Here is an 18,923-nt window from a genome sequence, read left to right on the forward strand (position 1 = left end):
GCGGGCCAAAGGTGAAATTCGCGCTGGTACAGTTGAATTCTCAGACGAGGTCGAGCACGGCGCGCAGGTCAGGCGCGATCTGCTGGGGCTGCGCGTAAAGGCGGTCAACCGGCTCGTTTTGGCGGTTCACCCACAGGGTCTGATACCCGAAGTTCGAGGCACCTGCGGCGTCCCAGCCGTTCGAGGACACGAAGAGAACTTCGTTGCGCTCGCAGATGAAGCGGCTTTCGACCATTTCGTAAACGAGGTCGTGGGGTTTGAAGACCTTCACGGTTTCGACCGACATCACCGCGTCGAGCAGATGGCCGACGCCAGCGCGTTTCACCGCACCGTTCAGCATCTCCTGGGTACCGTTCGACAGAATGCCGGTCTGGATGCCGCGCTCTTTGAGGTAGGTCAGAACCTCGACCACCTCGGGGTAGGGCGACAGTTCCCAGTAGAGGTTCAGCAGTCGCTCGCGCAGTTTCGGATCGTCCAGCTTTGCCGCTTCGAGTGCCCAATCGAGCGAGTCCTTGGTCAGCTGCCAGAAGTCTTCATGTTTGCGGGCAACGGCGCGCAGCCAGCTGTACTGTAGTTGCTTGAAGCGCCAATCGGCCGCGAGTTGCGGCCAAATCTCTGCGAGTGCCTCGTTCCCCGGTTCGGCAGCGGCTTCGCGAGCGGCGGCGCTGACATCGAAAAGGGTGCCATAGGCATCGAAAATGCAAGTATTGATCAAACGGATTCCTCCCATCCTGCCGTGCAGGATGCACGTTAAGGGCCGCTGTTACAATTGAGCGAAACGCAAGGCAGCCATGCAAGATATGGAAGGTGTGCCGTCTAAAACGGCCGGAGCATCGCCATCAACAACGGAGAGCCGAGCACGCCCAGAACTCCAATGGTAGCAAGATAACATACAAACATCAGCCAGCCCGCAGGCTTCGTCAGGCGGGTGGGATCGGGCGGAATCGACGGGCCGTAGACCGCAGTTTTCACGCCATAGAGCGCTAGAAAACCGAGGCCGAGGGACTTCAGGCCGATAGCTCCGACCATGACGATCGCCGAAGCTAGGCCTGTCAGGAACAGACCGAGGATCGGCCAGATCGCATTCGATACGGTGTCGAGGATGACATCGCCGCCCAGTTTGTCGAAGGGCAGAAGCCGCATCAGCCCGTACATCGGCGCGATGATACTGAGGAGCGCGAGGAAGTTCGCGAGGTGGATGCTATAGGGCGTGACCCACATCGACAGCAGGCTCGAAGAAATCGAGCCGAGGATCAGGAAGAACGGCCCGATGAGCAGCGCGTACGCCGTGTGAGCGCGGACCTCTTGGCCGATGACTGCGGGCTTCTCGCCAAAGACGGGGATCACCCTGAATTCCGCGTTTTGCCCCATCGCGCGGCGGGCCGTCACGGTGCCCAGTTCGTAAAGGTAGAAACAGAACACCAGCGGCCCCGCGACCAGCGCGCCGAAGATGTAGATCAGCACGGCGAAGCCCAGAACGCCCGTTGCCAAATAGCGAGGGGCCGGAAACTGCGGTTGCAGTCCGGCCCATCCGCCCTTTGTCGCCGACCAGAGCGCGGCGGCGAGAGCTATCGCAAACGCCGTCAGCAGCATCTGATCAGAGGTGTTCCTGCTGCGGCATGCCCAGCACGTGGAAGCCGCCGTCAACGTGGATGATCTCGCCCGAGGTGAACGCGCCCGCGTCCGAAGCGAGGTAAACGGCGGTGCCGCCGACAGCTTCGAGCGTCGCGTTGGAGCGCAGCGGGGCGTTCTCTTCGGTGTGACGGTAGGTCTTGCGCGCACCGCCGATGGCCGCACCGGCAAGGGTCTTCATCGGGCCGGGGGAGATCGCGTTCACGCGGATGCCCTGCGGGCCGAGGTCATTCGCCAGATAGCGGACAGAGCTTTCCAGCGCGGCTTTCGCAACGCCCATCACGTTGTAATTCGGGGTCACGCGGTTGGAGCCGCCGTACGTCAGCGTGATCAAAGAGCCGCCGTTCGGCATTAGTTCGGACGCGCGCTTGGCGACGTCAATGAACGAATAGCAGCTGATCCCCAGCGAGTGGCCGAAGTTGGCGCGGGTGGTGTTGATGAAACGGCCGGTAAGTTCGTTCTTGTCCGAATAGGCGATGGCGTGGACGACGAAATCGAGCGAGCCCCACTTGTCCTTAACCGTGTTGAAGGCGAGGTCCATGCTCTCGTCATTGGTCACGTCGACGTCGATCAGCGTGTTCGAGCCGACCGAAGCGGCGAGCGGTTCGACGCGCTTGCCAAAAGCGTCGCCCTGATAGGTAAAGGCCAGTTCCGCGCCTGCGTCTGCCAGAGCTTTCGCGATGCCCCAAGCGATGGAGCGCTCGTTCGCGACGCCCATAATCAAGCCGCGCTTGCCTGTCATTGATTGCATGGTGTTCCCTCGTTTCTTCCGGATGTTTGCGCAGTCAGATGTTGGTCTGCGGCCGATCATCCATAAGTTGTATTACCTTTTTAAGGTACTCGCTAAAATTGGCCAAGTCCTCGGATTTCCATTCGGAAAAAAAGCCGCCCAGCGTTGGAAAAATACTCTGCTGGACTTCCGCGAGGAGCTCGCGCCCGTTGTCTGTTGCCACGACCGCTTTGCTGCGGCGGTCTTCGGCGCTGGTGATGAAACCAACCCATCCGGCATGTTCGAACTTCGTCAACATCTTCGTCACGGCAGGTTGGCCAACCTCGACCGCGCGGGCGATTTCGGTCACGCGCAGCGGTTTGGCCAATGCCACAAGATGCGAAAGAACGGACATTTGCGGAATGGTTAGCCCGTAAGGTGCGAGGCCGGCTTCGAGCTTTGTCTGAAAAAGCTGCGCAGCCATCCCGAAGCGGGTCATCAGTTCGCCTACGCTGGGGGAGGCCATTTTCGATGTCCTAACGTCAATTCCGTGGGGCGTGTCTACCATTCCACGGAATGTAAATGAAGTAGGTTAATGCGAGGTTAATACCTCTCGAAAAAGGTAAATGGCCGAGGGCGAAACGAAAGCGGGCGCCGCGATGGGCGCCCGCTTCGTAAATTTTTGATCGGATCAGTCGCGGTATTTCGACAGGATCATCGACCCGTTGGTGCCGCCAAAGCCGAAGCTGTTGGTCATCACGGAATCGAGGCCCGCGTTTTCGACCAGCGAGGTCGCGATCTCTTCGGGCTTCAGTTCGGGGGCGAGGTTTTCGACGTTGATCGACGGTGCGATGAAATCGCCCTGAAGCATCAGCAGGCAGTAGATGGCTTCGGACGCGCCCGTCGCACCCTGGCTGTGACCGGTCATCGACTTGGTCGAGGACACCGGCGGGGTGCTGCCATCGCCGAAGACGCGGCGGACGGCTTCGATCTCGCCCACGTCGCCGACCGGAGTCGAGGTGCCGTGCGCATTGATGTAGCTGACCTTGCGGCCTTCCGGCAGGGTTTGCAGCGCAAGGCGCATCGCGCGCTCGCCGCCTTCACCCGACGGGGCAACCATGTCGTGACCGTCCGAGGTCGCGGCAAAGCCGGTAACTTCGGCGTAGATTTTCGCGCCGCGCGCCTTGGCGTGTTCAAGGTCTTCGAGGACAACGATGCCGCCGCCACCCGCGATGACGAAGCCGTCACGGTCCTTGTCGAACGCGCGCGAGGCTTTTTCGGGAGTGTCGTTGAACTTGGACGACATAGCGCCCATCGCGTCGAACAGGCAGGACAGGGTCCAGTCCAGTTCTTCGCCGCCGCCAGCGAACATCACGTCCTGCTTGCCCATCATGATCTGCTCTGCGGCGTTGCCGATGCAGTGCAGCGAGGTCGAGCAAGCCGAGGTGATCGAGTAGTTGATGCCCTTGATCTTGAACTGGGTCGACAGGTTCGCCGAGATGGTCGAGGACATGCACTTCGGCACAGCGAACGGCCCGATCCGCTTGGGCGAGCCGTTTTTATCGACGATCTGGTGTGCGGCATACATGGCGCTGGTCGACGGACCGCCCGAGCCGGCAACGAGGCCGGTGCGCACGTTCGAGACCTGATCTTCGGTCAGACCGGAGTCCTCGATCGCCTGCTTCATGGAGATGTAGGCATAAGCCGCACCCGGACCCATGAAGCGCAGCGCGCGCTTGTCCACGTGTTCGGTGACATCGATTTTGACGGTGCCCGCAATCTGGCTGCGGAATCCGCGTTCTGCCATTTCAGGGCTGGCTTCGATACCCGATTTGCCCGCACGGAGCGAGGCTTCGACTTCGGCGGCGTTGTTGCCGATAGGCGATACAATTCCGAGACCAGTGACGACGACACGGCGCATGGTGGGCCTCCCTTAATTCTGTTGGAACGGTCGCTCTCAGGATTCCGAGAGAGCGACTTTCATGTCTTTAACCTGATAGATAACCTCACCGTCCGCCTCTACAATACCGTCAGCAACGCCCATGGTCAGGCGGCGGGTTTGAATGGCCTTGGTGAAGTCGATTTTGTAGGTGAGCATTTTGCGGTCGGGACGGACCATGCCGGTCAGTTTGACCTCGCCGACGCCGAGCGCATAGCCGCGACCCAGCCAGCCGCGCCAGCCGAGGTTGAAGCCGGTCAGCTGCCACAGACCATCGAGGCCAAGGCAGCCGGGCATGATCGGGTTGCCGGGGAAGTGGCAGTCGAAGAACCACAGGTCGGGCGTGATATCGAACTCTGCCAGAACGTGACCTTTACCGTGCGCGCCGCCGTCATCCGAGATTTCGGTGATGCGGTCCATCATCAGCATCGGCGGAGCCGGAAGCTGGGCATTGCCCGGACCGAAGAGTTCGCCACGGGCGCATTTCAGAAGATCTTCTTTGTCGAAGCTGTTCGGATATTGGCCCATCGGGTCTCTTTCTCTCCAGTTGGCTCACAATTAATTCGGGGTCGTCTAACACTCCGACCTTTGCAAGAGCAAGTGCGGCGGGGCTTCGGACAACAGCACGTTATCAGATTGTCATTGAAAAAACCTTAGTTGCCACGATATTCTTGCCAGAATCCAAAGGACGGTAGAATGCTCGACGACCTGACAAATCGCGGAACTGACTGGCTCGCCTCGGCGGGACTGCGCCCGACACGTCAAAGAGTCGCGCTGGCGGCTCTGCTGGTCGGCGACGGTTGCGACCGCCATGTCACCGCAGAATGGCTCTACGAAGCCGCTTCGGAAGCAGGCGCGGGCGTTTCGCTCGCCACCGTTTACAACACGCTCAAAGCATTCTGCGACGCCGGTTTGCTGCGTGAGATCACCGTGGACGGATCGCGCAGCTACTTCGACACCAACATGACCGACCACCCGCACTTCTATTGGGAAGATGACGGCACTTTGACGGATGCTCCGGCAGACCAGCTTCGCATCGAAGGTCTGCCCTCCGCACCGAGCGGTGCCCGCGTGGCGTCTGTGGACGTGGTGATCCGCCTCCGCCGCGACTAACCCGCGAATCGGATCAGAACCACTGGCCGGGTTCCATCAGGCCGAAATCGAGCAATTGCTGAGAGTGCCACGTAAACGGGGTCGAGTTGTACCACGTGAACGTGTTGATCTTGGACGCCGAGCCCGGATTGCGGCAGAGCGCCTTTGCCGTGCGGAACGAACAGATTGCCGCCGTCAGGTTGTGGTGCCACGGGCAGGCGTAGGTGTTGTACTCGTCGATGTTGAACGTGTGGTCGGGACGCAGGCGCAGACCCTTCGCCGCGCGGAAGATCGCGATACGGTCGATGCGGCGGCGTTCCTGCGGGATGTATTCCTCAAAGCGCCAACGCAGGCCGCCGAAGAAATCGAGCTGCCGTTCGAACGGATGGTTGTGGTTCGCCGCATCAAGGCGCGCGAGGGCATAGTAGCCCGATTTGTCCAGACAGGCGTCCTCGATCGAAACTCCATTCCGAGCATTCTTGAGGTCGCTGGCATAGAGGTCGACCACATAGGTCAGCATCGACTCGCGGCGTTCCTCGGTATGGAAGGCCAGCATCTCTCCGACCGCGCGGTTTTCGCAGAACGGATAGAACAGGAATTCGGCGTTATAGCAGTAGTAGAGCCACTGACCCGCCGCCGCCTCGATCGTGCCGTTCACCGCATCTGTCAGCGCATTGTCGCGGAACATGTCGTGGTCGACGCGGATGATCTTGGCCTCGACCGCCTCGGGCAGGGCAATGTCGGTCGCGCCGAACATCACGAGGTGTTTGAACCCCAGATCGAGGTGGTGCCGGATGGTGGCCACGACTTCGGTCTCGTCCTCCGCCAGCATGAGGCAGATCGGACCCTTAGACAGAATTTCCGGCGCTTTTTGAAGGTATTGGTCGAGGCTGGCAAATCGCATCGGGCGTCCCTTGTTCCGCCGGTAAAGTCGATCAATTTGCCTACCATTGCAAGACGAGCGGCAAAACGGTAGTTAGCGCCATTCCATAAACTGCTGCATACCGGAAACGCGCCATGTCAGAGCCGAAGAAACTGTTTATCAAAACATACGGCTGCCAGATGAACGTCTACGACTCCGAGCGGATGGTGGAGGCGCTGGGCGGAAACGGTTACGTGGAAGTGGACTCGCCCGAACAGGCCGACATGGTGCTGCTGAACACCTGTCACATCCGCGAAAAAGCAGCAGAGAAAGTCTATTCCGAACTTGGCCGCCTGAAGCTGATCAAGGACGAGCGTCCCGACCTGAAAATCGGCGTGGCGGGCTGCGTTGCGCAGGCCGAAGGGCAGGAGATCATGGCGCGTGCGCCTGTTGTCGACCTCGTCGTCGGTCCGCAGAGCTACCACCGTCTGCCCGAGATGGAGAAAGCGATCCAGAAGGGCGAGAAGCCCGTGGACACCGATTTCCCCGAAGAGGACAAGTTCGAGCACCTGAACAAGCGTGCCCGCACCCTGCGCGGCCCGACTGCGTTTCTCACCGTGCAGGAAGGTTGCGACAAATTCTGTGCGTTCTGCGTGGTGCCCTATACCCGCGGCGCAGAGGTCAGCCGTCCCAAGGATCGCATCGTCCGCGAGGCGCAGGAACTGGTGGACGCAGGTGTCCGCGAGATCACGCTGCTCGGCCAGAACGTCAACGCCTATCACGGCCACGAGAAGGGCCTCGCAGGTCTGATCTGGGAGCTGGCAGAGATCGACGGCCTTGACCGTATCCGCTTCACCACCTCGCACCCGAACGACATGGATGACGCGCTGGTCGATGCCTTCGGAACTTGTGAAAAGCTGATGCCGTACCTGCACCTGCCCGTGCAGTCGGGCAGCGACAAGATCCTTAAGGCGATGAACCGCAAGCACACCCGCGATCAGTACTTCCATCTGATCGACCGCATCCGTGCAAAGCGTCCGGACCTGCTGCTGACCAGTGACTTTATCGTCGGCTTCCCCGGTGAGACCGATCAGGACTTCGAGGACACGATGGACCTCGTCCGCCGTGTGGAATTCGGCGCTTCCTTTACCTTCAAATATTCGACCCGTCCCGGTACGCCCGCCGCTGAGAAGCCGCAGCTGCCCGACGACGTGGCGAACGAGCGCCTTTACGCGCTACAGGCCCTCATCACCAAGCAGCAGCGCGCTGCGCAGGACAGCATGGTCGGCCGCGAGGTCGAGGTGCTGTTCGAGAAGAAAGGCCGCCTTCCGGGTCAGATCGTGGGCAAGTCGAACTACCTGCACGCTGTCCACGCGGTCGGCCCTGAGTCTGATATCGGTCAGATCCGCCGCGTGAAGATCGTTGAAAGCGGTCCGAATTCGCTGGCTGGCGTGTTGGTCTGAAGTCCAATTAATTCGCAGATCGGAACCAATCCCCTGACCTTGGGGGATTGTGTTTATTTTGCTGATAATTGGTGCCACATTTCTGCCTTAAAGCAGCTTCCCTTGTTGACAACTCGCCCTAACATCACAAGAGCTTAATTATATTGTGGGGGTTAACTGCCTAACCCCTGCCCAGGATGAAGGGCTTATTTGTGATGACTAAATGGGGATCGCTGGTTGCTAAAGCGTTTGGGGGCGTTGGTGCAGCCATCTTGATTATCTCGACGGCAATGGGCGGCGCGGCGATGGCGCAGGGCATCGGTGCAGTCGATTCCGAACGATATATTCCGACCATCTGGATCGACCCCGATGGTTGCGAGCACTGGGTCATGGACGACGGTGCCGAAGGTTACATGGACGCCAACCGTCGCCGCGACGGCTCGGCTGTCTGCCACCGCAGCGAAATCTGCGGCGTTGTGCCGACCGACCAGTACTTCGACACCGACAAATACTCGATCAACGCGCAGGGCCGTCAGCGTCTCGAAGGTTTCTTCAGCGACAGCATGGCGAATGGCGTCTTCGGCTTCCTGATCTACGGTCACACCGATAGCCGCGCTTCGGACGAATACAACATGACGCTTTCGCAGAACCGTGCGACCGCCGTTGCGAACATCGGCGGCACCGTCGGTGCCCGCGTCGTTGACGTGCGCGGCTTTGGCGAGCGTAACCCGAAAGCATCGAACGCGACCGCTGCCGGCATGGCAGAGAACCGCCGCGTCGACATTTACTGCCTGCGCTAAGGAGAGATGGATATGAACATCGTTAAAGTCGCCGTCCTCCTCGCTGGTGCTGCTACTGTTTCGGCATGTACTGAGGGCCTCGAAATGGGCTCCTACGGTCCCGACAAGAGCATTGACCGCGGCATCAACTCCCACCACCTGTCGACCCTCGTCGCGGGTGTCTGGATCGATCCGAACGGTTGCGACCACTGGATCATCGACGACGGTGTCGAAGGGTACCTGTCGCCGCGTCTGACGCCGGATGGACTTCCCGTATGTTCGGGCGTTGGTGCGCCGGAGCAGGCTGTCGGTCCGTTCAAGGCTGGCACGCCGATCCCCGACACTCTCTGAGTTCAAAGAACGTCTAAATTTGCAGCAGGCCGCGGAACTTTCCGCGGCCTGTTACGTTGCGCATATAGGGTGATGTTACGAAGCGCTTGCCAGATGGCCCGCAACTTGCCACCATCCAATTATACCACCTCTAGTTAGGAGACGTGCTTGCCAGTCGACATCTTGACCCCGCCCTCTGAGCTGGTGATCGAATTCCCGGATAACTTCCTGCTAATCGATCTCTGCGGTGAATATGATCGCAACCTTGCGAAAATCGAGGAAATCCTGGGTATACAGATTGCGCGACGAGGGAACCACTTGATCCTGATCGGCGAGGAAGGCTCCCGCGAAAAAGCAGCAGAGGTGCTCAACGCTCTTTATGCCCGTCTCGAATCGGGCCGTCAGGTAGAACCGGCGGACGTTGATCGCGAGCTCCGCATGGGGCACTCCGAAAAGGAAACCGGTACGCAAGCCGGCGACCAGATGGAGATGTTCAAAGGCGGCGCGGTCGAAATCAAGACCCGCAAGAAAATGGTCGAGCCGCGCACCGACGCGCAGAAGGAATACGTCAAGAACCTGTTCAAGAACGAACTGGCCTTCGGCATCGGTCCTGCTGGTACCGGTAAAACGTACCTCGCGGTCGCTGTCGGGGTGTCGATGTTCATCACTGGTCAGGTCGACAAGATCATCCTGTCGCGCCCCGCTGTCGAAGCGGGCGAAAAGCTCGGCTTCCTGCCGGGTGACATGAAGGACAAAGTCGATCCTTACATGCAGCCGCTTTACGACGCGCTGAACGATTTCCTTCCCAGCAAGCAAGTGCAGAAGCTAATGGAAGAAAAGAAGATCGAGATCGCTCCGCTCGCTTTCATGCGTGGCCGTACGCTGTCCCGCGCGTTCATCGTCCTCGACGAAGCGCAGAACGCCACGTCCATGCAGATGAAGATGTTCCTGACCCGTCTGGGCGAAGGCTCGCGCATGGTCATTACCGGTGACCGCAGCCAGATCGACCTTCCGCGCGGCATGGACTCCGGTCTTGTCGATGCGGAGCGTCTGCTCAAGGGCATCAAGAAAATCAGCTTCAACTACTTCACGTCCAAGGACGTGGTGCGTCACCCGCTCGTTGCCGCGATTATCGAGGCATACGACGCCGACGACGTGAAAAGGTAATTCGCTGGTAGCCTGTCACGCGGCCTGTTAAGGGCCGCGCGACAATATCAGGACGGTTCCCGTGCAAATCGACATTGAAATTACCGACGATCGTTGGGTGGACCTCGGGCTTGAGGACATCATCGAAACGGCTGCGCATGCTGTCCTCGAACGGTTGGGTATCGATGCCGAGGAATGCGAGCTGTCGGTGCTGGGCTGCGATGATGCGCGCATCCGCGAACTGAACGCCGGTTTCCGCGAGAAGGATAAAGCGACGAACGTCCTTTCCTGGCCCGCCGACGAGCGCGGCGCAGAGGGTGACGGCGACATGCCCGAGGAGCCCGAAGCGGATGTCTTCGGCACCATTGAGCTCGGCGATATCGCGATTTCCTACGAGACGTGCGAGCGCGAAGCCACCGACGCAGGCAAGCCGCTGCGCGAACACGCTATGCATCTGATGATCCACGGCGTTCTTCATTTGTTGGGTTTTGATCACATCAGGGACGGCGATGCTGCGCTGATGGAAGGAATTGAGACCGAAATACTTGGCAAAATGGGTATGGCTGACCCATATTCGTAGTTGGAAAGTCCGGCAACGCTGCCTGGGCTATAGGTTTGGAGACAATGGGCGACACCAACGAGGGTCCTTCTATCGCAGCGCAGAGCGCGCAAGCGGACACCATAGACGGCAACAAGAGCGGTTTTCTCAGCCGCATATTCGACGCTTTCAACCCGTCCGAAGAGGATGAGGAAATGCATCACAACGGGAACGTCGTTCCCATGCAGCCGGTGTTGGGACTATCCAACCTGCGCAGGATGCGTGTCGAAGACGTCTCAATCCCCAAAACGGATATCGTGGCGGTTCCGATTACCAGCACCAAAGAGGAGCTGGTCCAGACATTCCGCGAAAGCGGGCTGACCCGTATCCCTGTCTACGACAACACGCTCGACAGCCCGATGGGTCTGGTGAACCTCAAGGACTTTGCCTTGAAGTTCGGTTTCGACTGCGACGAAGACACCTATGACCTCAACCAGATGCTGCGCCCGCTGATCTACGTGCCGCCGTCCATGCCGCTGCATGTGCTGCTGCAGAAGATGCAGGCAGAGCGGACCCACATGGCGCTGGTGATCGACGAATACGGCGGGACCGATGGCCTCGTGACGATCGAGGATCTGATCGAGCAGGTCGTGGGCGAGATCGAGGACGAGCACGACGAAGAAGAGGCCGCATCCTTTGTGAGCGAAGGACCGGGCGTCTACCTCGTCTATGCGAAGACCGATCTGGATGATTTCGAGCAGGAGATCGGTCTCGATCTCGGTGCGCACGAAGAGATCGACGACGAGGAAATCGACACGCTTGGCGGTCTTGTCTTCATGCTGGCAGGCCACGTTCCTGCGCGCGGCGAGGTGATCAAACACCCCGACGGGCCGGAGTTCGAGGTGATCGAAGCCGATCCGCGCCGGATCAAGCGTCTGCGCGTGCGCGTCAATAAACCTGCCGAGGCTTAACACTTCATGAGGCATCTGATGACTTTCGGAGCGCCGGTTCTCGCCGGCCTCCTGATGATGCTCGGTCAGGAGCCTCTGAATTTTGCCTATCTTATCGTGCCTGCACTGGTGCTTTGGGCAGTTGTTTCGTCCAAAGTGCCGAAGGTCGCCGCGTTTCAGGCGTGGCTGGTGGGCGTGGCTTACTTTGGCCCGATGCTCCGCTGGATCGAATACCCATTCCGCGTGGAGGCCGACATCTACGGCTGGATGGCGCCCTTTGCGGCGGCTCTGCTGCCGATGGGCCTCGCGTTATTCTGGGCGGTCGGCATGTGGATTGCGGTCAGGCTCGGGCGGGGCAGGGCGGCTTGGGCGCTGGGCCTGATCCTCGGCGAGATGGGGCGGGCGTATCTGTTCACAGGCTTCCCGTGGGGGCAGTTCGCGCAGTCTTACCTCGACACCTTCGCCATCCATGCGGTGCCGTTCGTCGGCGCGTACGGGCTGACGGTCCTCATTATCATGCTCGCAGCGGCACTGGCGTCGCTGATTATTCGCCATCGTTTTTCGGCGCTGCTTGCGGTTCTGATTGGCGGAGCGATTGCGCTGCCTTACAGCCCCGAGCCAACCATCGGCGACGACCCTATCGTGCGCCTTGTCCAGCCCAACGCGCGACAAGAGGACAAGTGGGACCCTGACAAGATGCAGGTGTTCTATCGCCGCCTGATCCAGTCGACGATGGCGGGAGAGGCGCCCGATCTGGTCGTCTGGCCCGAAACCTCGGTGCCGTATCTGCTGAACTACGCTGGCGACGTGATCGAGCAGGTGTCCGACGTCGCGCGCGGTGCGCCCGTAGTCATCGGCATCAACCGCGAAGAGGACATGCGCTATTACAACAGCATGGTCGTCGTGGGGCGGGGGGGAGAGTTGCTGGACTCTTACGACAAACGCCACCTCGTGCCATTCGGGGAATACGTGCCGTTCGGCAATCTGCTGGCCGATTTCGGCATCCACGGACTTGCGGCAAACGAAGGGTCGGGCTTCAGCGAAGGCACGGGTTCGCACCTGATCGACTTCGCCAATATCGGTAAGGTGCTTCCGCTAATCTGCTATGAGGGCATCTTCCCGTCGCTCTCGCATTCCGGTGAACGCCCCCGCGCGCTCATGCTGATTACCAACGACGGATGGTTCGGCCCCGATGCCGGTCCAATGCAGCATCTGGCGCAGGCAAGGCTCAGGGCGATCGAGCAAGGTCTTCCCCTCATCCGCGTCGCGAATACCGGTGTGACGGCAATGATCGACTCGCGCGGGGTGATCACGGCTTCGATGGGTATGGGCGAAGAGGGCTATATTGACGCACCCTTGCCGGTGGCCTCCGCCCCCACTGTTTACAGCAAATTAACCAATATTCCGTTAGTTATCCTGATTGTTTTGACCGCGGGTATCGCTGTTCTCGCAAGGCGAAAAACGGCGTTGACCTAACACGCCAGTAGGTTTAGCCGTTCCTAATTCGTGCCCCCACAACGGCTTCCTGGCGTGGCGGGCCAAATCTAATGGAGCACTTCATGTCACGACTGGACTACATCTTTACTTCGGAGTCCGTTTCCGAAGGACACCCCGATAAGGTCTGCGACCGTATCTCGGATACTATTCTCGACGCATTTCTGGCCGAAGAGCCCGAAGCCCGCGTTGCTTGCGAAACTTTCGCCACCACGAACCGTGTGGTCATCGGCGGCGAGGTTGGCCTTTCGGATCAGTCCAAGCTGACCGAATATATGAACAGCGTGCCGGACCTCGTGCGCGGCGCGATCAAGGACATCGGCTACGAGCAGGACAAGTTCCACTGGGAAACGGTTGAGATCACCAACCTCCTGCACGAACAGTCTGCGCACATCGCCCAAGGCGTCGACGCGTCCGAAGACAAGGACGAAGGCGCTGGCGATCAGGGCATCATGTTCGGTCACGCGACCCGCGAAACCGATGCGCTCATGCCCGCGCCGATCCACTACAGCCACGCGATCCTGCGTCGTCTGGCCGAAGTGCGTAAAAACGGCACCGAGCCCGCGCTGGGCCCCGACGCGAAATCGCAGCTGTCGATCCAGTACCGCGACGGCAAGCCGGTTGGCGTATCCTCGCTGGTTCTGTCGACCCAGCACCTCGATGAATCGCTGACCTCGGAAGACGTCCGCGCCATCGTCGAACCCTACATCCGCGAAGTCCTGCCCGAAGGCTGGCTGTCGGACGCGACCGAATGGTGGATCAACCCCACCGGCAAGTTCGTCATCGGCGGCCCTGACGGCGACGCTGGCCTGACCGGCCGCAAGATCATCGTGGACACCTACGGCGGCGCGGCCCCTCACGGCGGCGGTGCGTTCTCGGGCAAAGACCCGACCAAGGTTGACCGTTCGGCAGCCTATGCCTCGCGCTATCTGGCCAAGAACGTTGTTGCTGCGGGCCTCGCGGACAAGTGCACGATCCAGCTGTCCTACGCCATCGGCGTGGCCAAGCCGCTGTCGATCTACGCCAACACCTACGGCACCAATACCGTGGACGAGGCTGCGATCGAACGTGCCGTTTCGCAGGCCATGGACTTGACGCCGCGGGGTATCCGTACCCATCTGGGCCTCAACAAGCCGATCTACGCTCGCACTGCCGCCTACGGTCACTTCGGTCGCGCACCGGAAACCGACGGTGGTTTCTCGTGGGAGCGCACCGATCTGGCAGAGGCACTCAAAGGAGCCGTCTGATGGCAAATACCGATGTTTCCGGACTGACCCAGCTTGGATCGCACGTCGATCTGCCCACCTCGCCCGAGGAGGCAAAACTCGAACGTGTGCCCCATACGCACGAAGGCGAACGTTATGTGGTGCGGTTTACCTCGCCCGAGTTCACTTCGCTGTGCCCGCTGACGGGACAGCCCGACTTTGCTCACCTCATGATCGACTACGTGCCGCGCAAGTGGCTGGTCGAGAGCAAGTCGCTCAAGCTGTTCCTCGGTTCGTTCCGCAATCACGGTGCTTTCCACGAAGACTGTTCGGTCATGATCGGCAAGCGCATTGCCGATCTGCTCGATCCCGAATGGCTGCGCATTGGTGCCTACTGGTACCCGCGCGGCGGTATCCCGATCGACGTGTTCTGGGCCACTGGTCCGGAGCCCGAGGGCATCTGGATCCCCGAACAGGGCGTTCCGCCGTATCGCGGACGCGGCTAAGATGAAGCGGTAGGTCTCGACCTGCCGCTTTTTTCTTTGTAAGGGGCGCGCCATGACCGCATCGAACAAACATCCCGACGCGCCTTGGCGCAATTTCTATGGCCGTATTCATGGTAAGACCCTGAATCAGGCGCAGAAGGACTATCTCGACGAAGATCTGGAGGCGCTGTCTCCGGGTGATGTGAGCTGGGAAACCAACCCGGACCGCAAACCGCTCGACATGGAAGCGCGTTTCAAAGGCAAGCCCGTCTGGCTGGAAATCGGGTTCGGCGGCGGTGAGCACCTCGTCCACATGGGCGAAACCTACCCCGAGATCGAGATCATCGGGTGCGAGCCGTTCATGAACGGTGTTGCGATGCTGCTGGGTAAAATCCGCAAGCTGGGCACGCAGAACGTGGCGGTCCATCCGGGCGATGCGCGTGATGTGTTCGACGTGCTACCGGATCATTCGATTTCCAAGGCGTTCCTGAACTATCCCGACCCGTGGCCGAAAAAGCGCCACCACCGTCGCCGGTTCGTGACCCAAGAACACCTTGAGCCGCTATTCCGCGTCCTGAAGCCGGGTTCGGAATTCCGTGTGGCGACCGACATCCCCGACTACGTGCGCCAGACGCTCGAAGAGGTGCCGAAGGCCGGTTTTGTCTGGCAGGGCAAAGGCCCCGAGGACATGAGCACCCCGTGGGATGACTGGCACTCCACTCGTTACGAGCAGAAGGCCCTGAAAGAGGGCCGGACGCCGCACTACCTGACGTTCATCCGGCCCTGATCGTTTACGCGATGGGCTTGCCGCCGGTCTGACCGATGGTTTCGCCCGTCATGTAGGACGACTCGTTGGTGGCGAGAAAAACAAACGCCGGCCCGATTTCCGCGGGCTGGCCCGGACGGCCAAGCGCCGCACCTTCCCCGAAATGCTGAACCTTTTCGTCGGTCTGACCGCCCGACGGTTGAAGTGCCGTCCAGAACGGACCCGGCGCGATGGCGTTCACGCGAATACCGCGTTCGATCACCTGAGCGGCGAGCGCTTGGGTAAATCCGCGCAGCGCGAACTTGGTTGAGGCGTAGTCCAGCAGCTGCGGCGACGGATCGTATGCCTGCGACGAGGTCACGTTGATGATCGCGTCACCTGCCTCCATGTACTTCAACGCCGATTTGCAGAGCCAGAACGTGCCGAAAACGTTCGTCTGGAATGTCTTCACGAACTGATCGCTGTCGAGGTCTTCGATCTTTGGCTGTTGTTTCTGCATCCCTGCGTTATTCACCAGCACGTCGATCCCGCCGAGGTCGCGCACCACGTCCGCGATTAACTGGATGCACGCCTGTTCGTCGCTGTTGTCCGCGCCGTAAAGCTGCGCGTTGACGCCTTCGGATTTCAGCAGCTCCAGTGTGGACTTCGCGTCCTCGCTATCGGCGTGAAGACAGGAGATTGCAACGTCGGCGCCTTCGCGGGCGAAAGCAATCGCCGCTGCGCGTCCAATGCCGCTGTCGCCGCCCGTGACGAGCGCCTTGCGGCCCTTCATGCGGCCGAAGCCCTTGTAGCTTTCCTCGCCGTGGTCGGGCTGCGGTTTCATGTCGAAGATGCTGCCGGTGCTGTCCTGCGGCTGCGAAGGGAACGGCGGGCGGGGGTAGGAATCGCGCGGGTCGGTCGCGTCGTATTGGTTCTTGGGCATCGTGCCCTCCTTTCGGGAAACGTGTTGCCAGACCAATCGCCTCCGCCGCAGATGGGTTCCATCACATACAAATGTGCAAAGGGCCTCTGCGGTGATGGACGCTAACAATGGGTTGCGCTAAGACGCTGCCGAAGCTTCAGGAGGTTTGAATGTCCGGCCACGGTACCCCGATTCCAATGACGTCCCGCAAGTGCGGCCCGCTGACGGGTGTTGCCAATGTTCCGGGCGACAAATCCATCTCGCACCGCTCGCTGATCCTCGGCGCGCTGTCCGTCGGCAAGACCGAGATTTCGGGCCTGCTGCTGGGTGAGGACGTTCTGGATACCGCCAAGGCCATGCGCGCATTCGGCGCCACCGTCACCGACCACGGCGAAGGCAACTGGACCGTCGAAGGCGTCGGCGTCGGCGGCTTTGCAGAGCCTGAGGACGTGATCGACTGCGGCAACTCTGGCACCGGCGTGCGCCTGATCATGGGCTGCATGGCAACCTCGCCGATTTCGGCCACGTTCACCGGCGATGCCTCGCTGCGTTCGCGCCCGATGGGCCGCGTGACCGATCCGCTGGCGCTGTTTGGCGCGAAGTCCTACGGCCGCGAGGGTGGCCGCCTGCCGCTGACCATCGTCGGCGCTGCGAACCCCGTGCCTGTTACCTACACTACGCCGGTTCCGTCGGCTCAGGTCAAATCGGCTGTGCTGCTGGCTGGTCTGAACGCTCCGGGCCAGACTGTTGTCATCGAGAAAGAAGCCACCCGCGACCACACCGAGCGTATGCTTGCCGGTTTCGGTGCCGAGATCACGGTTGAGGACACCGACGAGGGCCGCAAGATCACCCTCACCGGTCAGCCCGAACTGAAAGCCCAGACCATCGTCGTTCCGCGCGATCCGTCCTCGGCTGCTTTCCCTGTCTGTGCCGCTATCATCGCCGAAGGCTCTGACGTTCTGGTGCCGAACATCGGTCTGAACGACACCCGCGCCGGCCTGTTCACCACGCTGCGCGAAATGGGTGCGGACCTCGAATACGAAAACATGCGCGAAGAGGGCGGCGAGCCTGTTGCCGACCTGCGTGCGAAATACAGCCCGAACCTCAAGGGCATCGAAGTCCCGCCCGCCCGCGCCGCGTCGATGATCGACGAATATCCGGTGCTGTCGGTCGTCGCGGCCTTTGCCGAGGGCGACACAGTGATGAAGGGCGTTAAGGAGCTCCGCGTCAAGGAATCCGACCGTATCGACGCAATGGCCAAGGGCCTGCGCGCCGCTGGCGTCGAAGTTGACGAAGGCGATGATTGGTGGATCGTCAAGGGCCGAGGTTTCGGTAACGTGCCAGGCGGTGCGACCGTTGAATCGCGCCTCGACCACCGCATTGCCATGTCGTTCATGGTGATGGGCATGGCGACCGAAAAGCCTATGTCTGTCGATGACGGCTCGCCCATTGCGACCTCGTTCCCGATATTCGAGCCGTTGATGGCCGAACTGGGCGCAGCGGTTTCGCGGTCGAACCAGTGAGCGACGAAAAGCCGAAAAGAAACTGGCGGGCCATCTTCGTGACGGGCCTGCTGGTGATTTTCGGCGGAATGCGCCTGTTCGAGATGTGGGTGCAGGGTGGCGGTAGACTGAACTAGGAGAGCGATATGAAGTTCACGGTAGCAATCGACGGTCCCGCAGCGGCCGGCAAAGGAACAATCTCCAAGGCGGTGGCTGCCGATTTCGGCTTTGCCCACCTCGATACCGGACTTCTTTATCGTGCTGTCGGCGCCAAAGTCACCGATGGTTCCGAAGCGATTGCCGCTGCCGAAGGTCTGACGCCCGAAGACCTCAAGCGCACCGATCTGCGCACGATGGAAGCGGGGCAGGCGGCGTCGAAGGTCGCCGTGATCCCCGAAGTCCGCGCGGCTCTTGTCGATTTCCAGCGCCGTTTCGCGGCTCAGGCTGGCGGCGCTGTTCTGGATGGCCGCGACATCGGCACCGTGATTTGTCCTGATGCCGAGGTGAAGCTCTTCGTAACCGCCTCCGCCGAAGTGCGCGCGCATCGCCGTTGGCTCGAAGTGGGCGGCGACGAGGCTCAGGTGCTGGCCGAAGTCAAAGAGCGCGACGACCGCGATATGAACCGCGCCGATGCACCGCTCAAACCGGCGGATGATGCCGTTCTGGTCGATACTAGCGATTTGAGCATCGAAGAGGCCGTCGCGGCCGCCGTGGCCGCGATCAAGGCGAAGATGGCTTAAGCCTTCTCCACTTCCTTTGCGTCGAAAGCCGCGCGGGCCTGATCCACGGCCGCGACGTTTTCGACCGCCCACTCTCCCATGACTTCCGCCGCGCGCCCGAACGACCGTCCGAGGTCCGTCAGTCGGTATTCGACGGTCGGCGGCACGGTTGCGTAGGCGGTCCGAAGCACCAGTCCGTCACGCTCCAGTTCTCGCAGGGTGCGCGACAACATGCGCTGCGTGATTCCGAGATGCCGTTTCAACTCATTGAAACGCATCACATCGCGACTCGCCAAAGAGATGATCACCAGAATGCTCCAGCGGTCACCCACGCGGGACAGTAACCCGTTGATTTTGCTGCATTGTGTGGGGCAATGGCCGATGTCTTTCACGGTTCCCTCCATGATACCGGGTATCAGAAATGTGCCTTCT

At 60.6% G+C, this 18,923-nt stretch carries 22 protein-coding genes and 1 riboswitch; of the genes, 13 read left to right on the forward strand and 9 right to left on the reverse strand.

The window, feature by feature from the left end; genetic code table 11:
- Nucleotides 1-40: 40 nt before the first annotated feature.
- The 6 genes from HCZ30_RS05350 to fabA all read right to left on the reverse strand — a co-directional run bounded on the left by HCZ30_RS05350 (nt 41) and on the right by fabA (nt 4,808).
- Nucleotides 41-730 (reverse strand): haloacid dehalogenase type II, encoded by a 690-nt coding sequence (locus HCZ30_RS05350; protein WP_167637162.1) that lies wholly within the window; start codon nt 728-730, stop codon nt 41-43.
- Nucleotides 731-816: 86 nt separating this feature from the next.
- Nucleotides 817-1,593 (reverse strand): hypothetical protein, encoded by a 777-nt coding sequence (locus tag HCZ30_RS05355; RefSeq protein WP_167637164.1) that lies wholly within the window; start codon nt 1,591-1,593, stop codon nt 817-819.
- A 4-nt stretch (nt 1,594-1,597) separates the two neighbouring features.
- Complete coding sequence (locus HCZ30_RS05360) at nt 1,598-2,383, reverse strand: enoyl-ACP reductase FabI (protein WP_167637168.1); 786 nt, start codon at nt 2,381-2,383, stop codon at nt 1,598-1,600.
- Nucleotides 2,384-2,417: 34 nt separating this feature from the next.
- Entirely contained in the window at nt 2,418-2,867 is a 450-nt protein-coding gene (locus HCZ30_RS05365) for a MarR family winged helix-turn-helix transcriptional regulator (protein ID WP_167637172.1), read from the reverse strand.
- Nucleotides 2,868-3,032: 165 nt separating this feature from the next.
- Nucleotides 3,033-4,262 (reverse strand): beta-ketoacyl-ACP synthase I, encoded by a 1,230-nt coding sequence (gene fabB, locus HCZ30_RS05370; protein ID WP_167637174.1) that lies wholly within the window; start codon nt 4,260-4,262, stop codon nt 3,033-3,035.
- Between the two features lie 36 nt (nt 4,263-4,298).
- Nucleotides 4,299-4,808, reverse strand: a complete 510-nt coding sequence (gene fabA, locus HCZ30_RS05375) for a bifunctional 3-hydroxydecanoyl-ACP dehydratase/trans-2-decenoyl-ACP isomerase (protein ID WP_167637177.1) — start codon at nt 4,806-4,808, stop codon at nt 4,299-4,301.
- A gap of 168 nt (nt 4,809-4,976) precedes the next feature.
- Here fabA and irrA point away from each other — a divergent pair, with 168 nt between their 5' ends.
- The gene (irrA, locus tag HCZ30_RS05380; protein WP_167637179.1) at nt 4,977-5,393 is read left to right on the forward strand and encodes an iron response transcriptional regulator IrrA; all 417 of its coding nucleotides are present in this window, start codon (nt 4,977-4,979) and stop codon (nt 5,391-5,393) included.
- A 13-nt stretch (nt 5,394-5,406) separates the two neighbouring features.
- Here irrA and HCZ30_RS05385 read toward each other — a convergent pair whose 3' ends face one another.
- Nucleotides 5,407-6,276 (reverse strand): glycosyltransferase family 2 protein, encoded by an 870-nt coding sequence (locus tag HCZ30_RS05385; RefSeq protein ID WP_167637181.1) that lies wholly within the window; start codon nt 6,274-6,276, stop codon nt 5,407-5,409.
- 113 nt (nt 6,277-6,389) lie between these two features.
- On the opposite strand from HCZ30_RS05385, the gene miaB reads away from it, so the two are divergent.
- The 10 genes from miaB (at nt 6,390) to trmB (ending at nt 15,390) form a co-directional block, all read left to right on the forward strand.
- Complete coding sequence (miaB, locus tag HCZ30_RS05390; protein WP_167637183.1) at nt 6,390-7,697, forward strand: tRNA (N6-isopentenyl adenosine(37)-C2)-methylthiotransferase MiaB; 1,308 nt, start codon at nt 6,390-6,392, stop codon at nt 7,695-7,697.
- 194 nt (nt 7,698-7,891) lie between these two features.
- Complete coding sequence (locus HCZ30_RS05395) at nt 7,892-8,476, forward strand: OmpA family protein (RefSeq protein ID WP_432442755.1); 585 nt, start codon at nt 7,892-7,894, stop codon at nt 8,474-8,476.
- Between the two features lie 12 nt (nt 8,477-8,488).
- Complete coding sequence (locus tag HCZ30_RS05400; RefSeq protein ID WP_167637185.1) at nt 8,489-8,806, forward strand: hypothetical protein; 318 nt, start codon at nt 8,489-8,491, stop codon at nt 8,804-8,806.
- Nucleotides 8,807-8,953: 147 nt separating this feature from the next.
- On the forward strand, nt 8,954-9,952 hold the full coding sequence (locus tag HCZ30_RS05405; protein ID WP_167637187.1) for a PhoH family protein: 999 nt from the start codon (nt 8,954-8,956) through the stop codon (nt 9,950-9,952).
- A 61-nt stretch (nt 9,953-10,013) separates the two neighbouring features.
- Nucleotides 10,014-10,511, forward strand: coding sequence for an rRNA maturation RNase YbeY (gene ybeY / locus HCZ30_RS05410; protein ID WP_167637198.1), 498 nt, complete (start codon nt 10,014-10,016; stop codon nt 10,509-10,511).
- Between the two features lie 44 nt (nt 10,512-10,555).
- Entirely contained in the window at nt 10,556-11,440 is an 885-nt protein-coding gene (locus HCZ30_RS05415; protein ID WP_167637200.1) for a transporter associated domain-containing protein, read from the forward strand.
- Nucleotides 11,441-11,458: 18 nt separating this feature from the next.
- Nucleotides 11,459-12,895 carry an apolipoprotein N-acyltransferase gene (gene lnt, locus HCZ30_RS05420; protein WP_167637202.1) on the forward strand — a complete coding sequence of 479 codons (1,437 nt, stop codon included), beginning with the start codon at nt 11,459-11,461 and terminating at the stop codon, nt 12,893-12,895.
- Nucleotides 12,896-12,925: 30 nt separating this feature from the next.
- Nucleotides 12,926-12,974: riboswitch (SAM-SAH riboswitch) on the forward strand.
- Nucleotides 12,975-12,978: 4 nt separating this feature from the next.
- On the forward strand, nt 12,979-14,160 hold the full coding sequence (gene metK, locus HCZ30_RS05425; protein WP_167637204.1) for a methionine adenosyltransferase: 1,182 nt from the start codon (nt 12,979-12,981) through the stop codon (nt 14,158-14,160).
- Complete coding sequence (queF, locus tag HCZ30_RS05430; RefSeq protein ID WP_167637206.1) at nt 14,160-14,624, forward strand: preQ(1) synthase; 465 nt, start codon at nt 14,160-14,162, stop codon at nt 14,622-14,624. The genes metK and queF overlap by 1 nt, the downstream gene beginning before the upstream one ends.
- Before the next feature lie 52 nt (nt 14,625-14,676).
- On the forward strand, nt 14,677-15,390 hold the full coding sequence (gene trmB / locus HCZ30_RS05435; RefSeq protein ID WP_167637208.1) for a tRNA (guanosine(46)-N7)-methyltransferase TrmB: 714 nt from the start codon (nt 14,677-14,679) through the stop codon (nt 15,388-15,390).
- A gap of 4 nt (nt 15,391-15,394) precedes the next feature.
- Here the strand turns inward: trmB and HCZ30_RS05440 are convergent, their stop codons facing one another.
- Complete coding sequence (locus tag HCZ30_RS05440; RefSeq protein ID WP_167637210.1) at nt 15,395-16,291, reverse strand: SDR family oxidoreductase; 897 nt, start codon at nt 16,289-16,291, stop codon at nt 15,395-15,397.
- 149 nt (nt 16,292-16,440) lie between these two features.
- Between HCZ30_RS05440 and aroA the strand changes: the two genes are divergently transcribed.
- Nucleotides 16,441-17,793 carry a 3-phosphoshikimate 1-carboxyvinyltransferase gene (gene aroA / locus HCZ30_RS05445; RefSeq protein WP_167637212.1) on the forward strand — a complete coding sequence of 451 codons (1,353 nt, stop codon included), beginning with the start codon at nt 16,441-16,443 and terminating at the stop codon, nt 17,791-17,793.
- 125 nt (nt 17,794-17,918) lie between these two features.
- The gene (locus tag HCZ30_RS05450; protein WP_167637214.1) at nt 17,919-18,512 is read left to right on the forward strand and encodes a (d)CMP kinase; all 594 of its coding nucleotides are present in this window, start codon (nt 17,919-17,921) and stop codon (nt 18,510-18,512) included.
- On the opposite strand, the gene HCZ30_RS05455 is transcribed toward HCZ30_RS05450, so the two are convergent.
- On the reverse strand, nt 18,509-18,883 hold the full coding sequence (locus tag HCZ30_RS05455) for a winged helix-turn-helix transcriptional regulator (protein WP_348640352.1): 375 nt from the start codon (nt 18,881-18,883) through the stop codon (nt 18,509-18,511). The genes HCZ30_RS05450 and HCZ30_RS05455 overlap by 4 nt on opposite strands.
- Nucleotides 18,884-18,923 lie beyond the last annotated feature (40 nt).

The organism is Marivivens donghaensis (assembly GCF_011806565.1).
Lineage (GTDB): Bacteria > Pseudomonadota > Alphaproteobacteria > Rhodobacterales > Rhodobacteraceae > Marivivens > Marivivens donghaensis_A.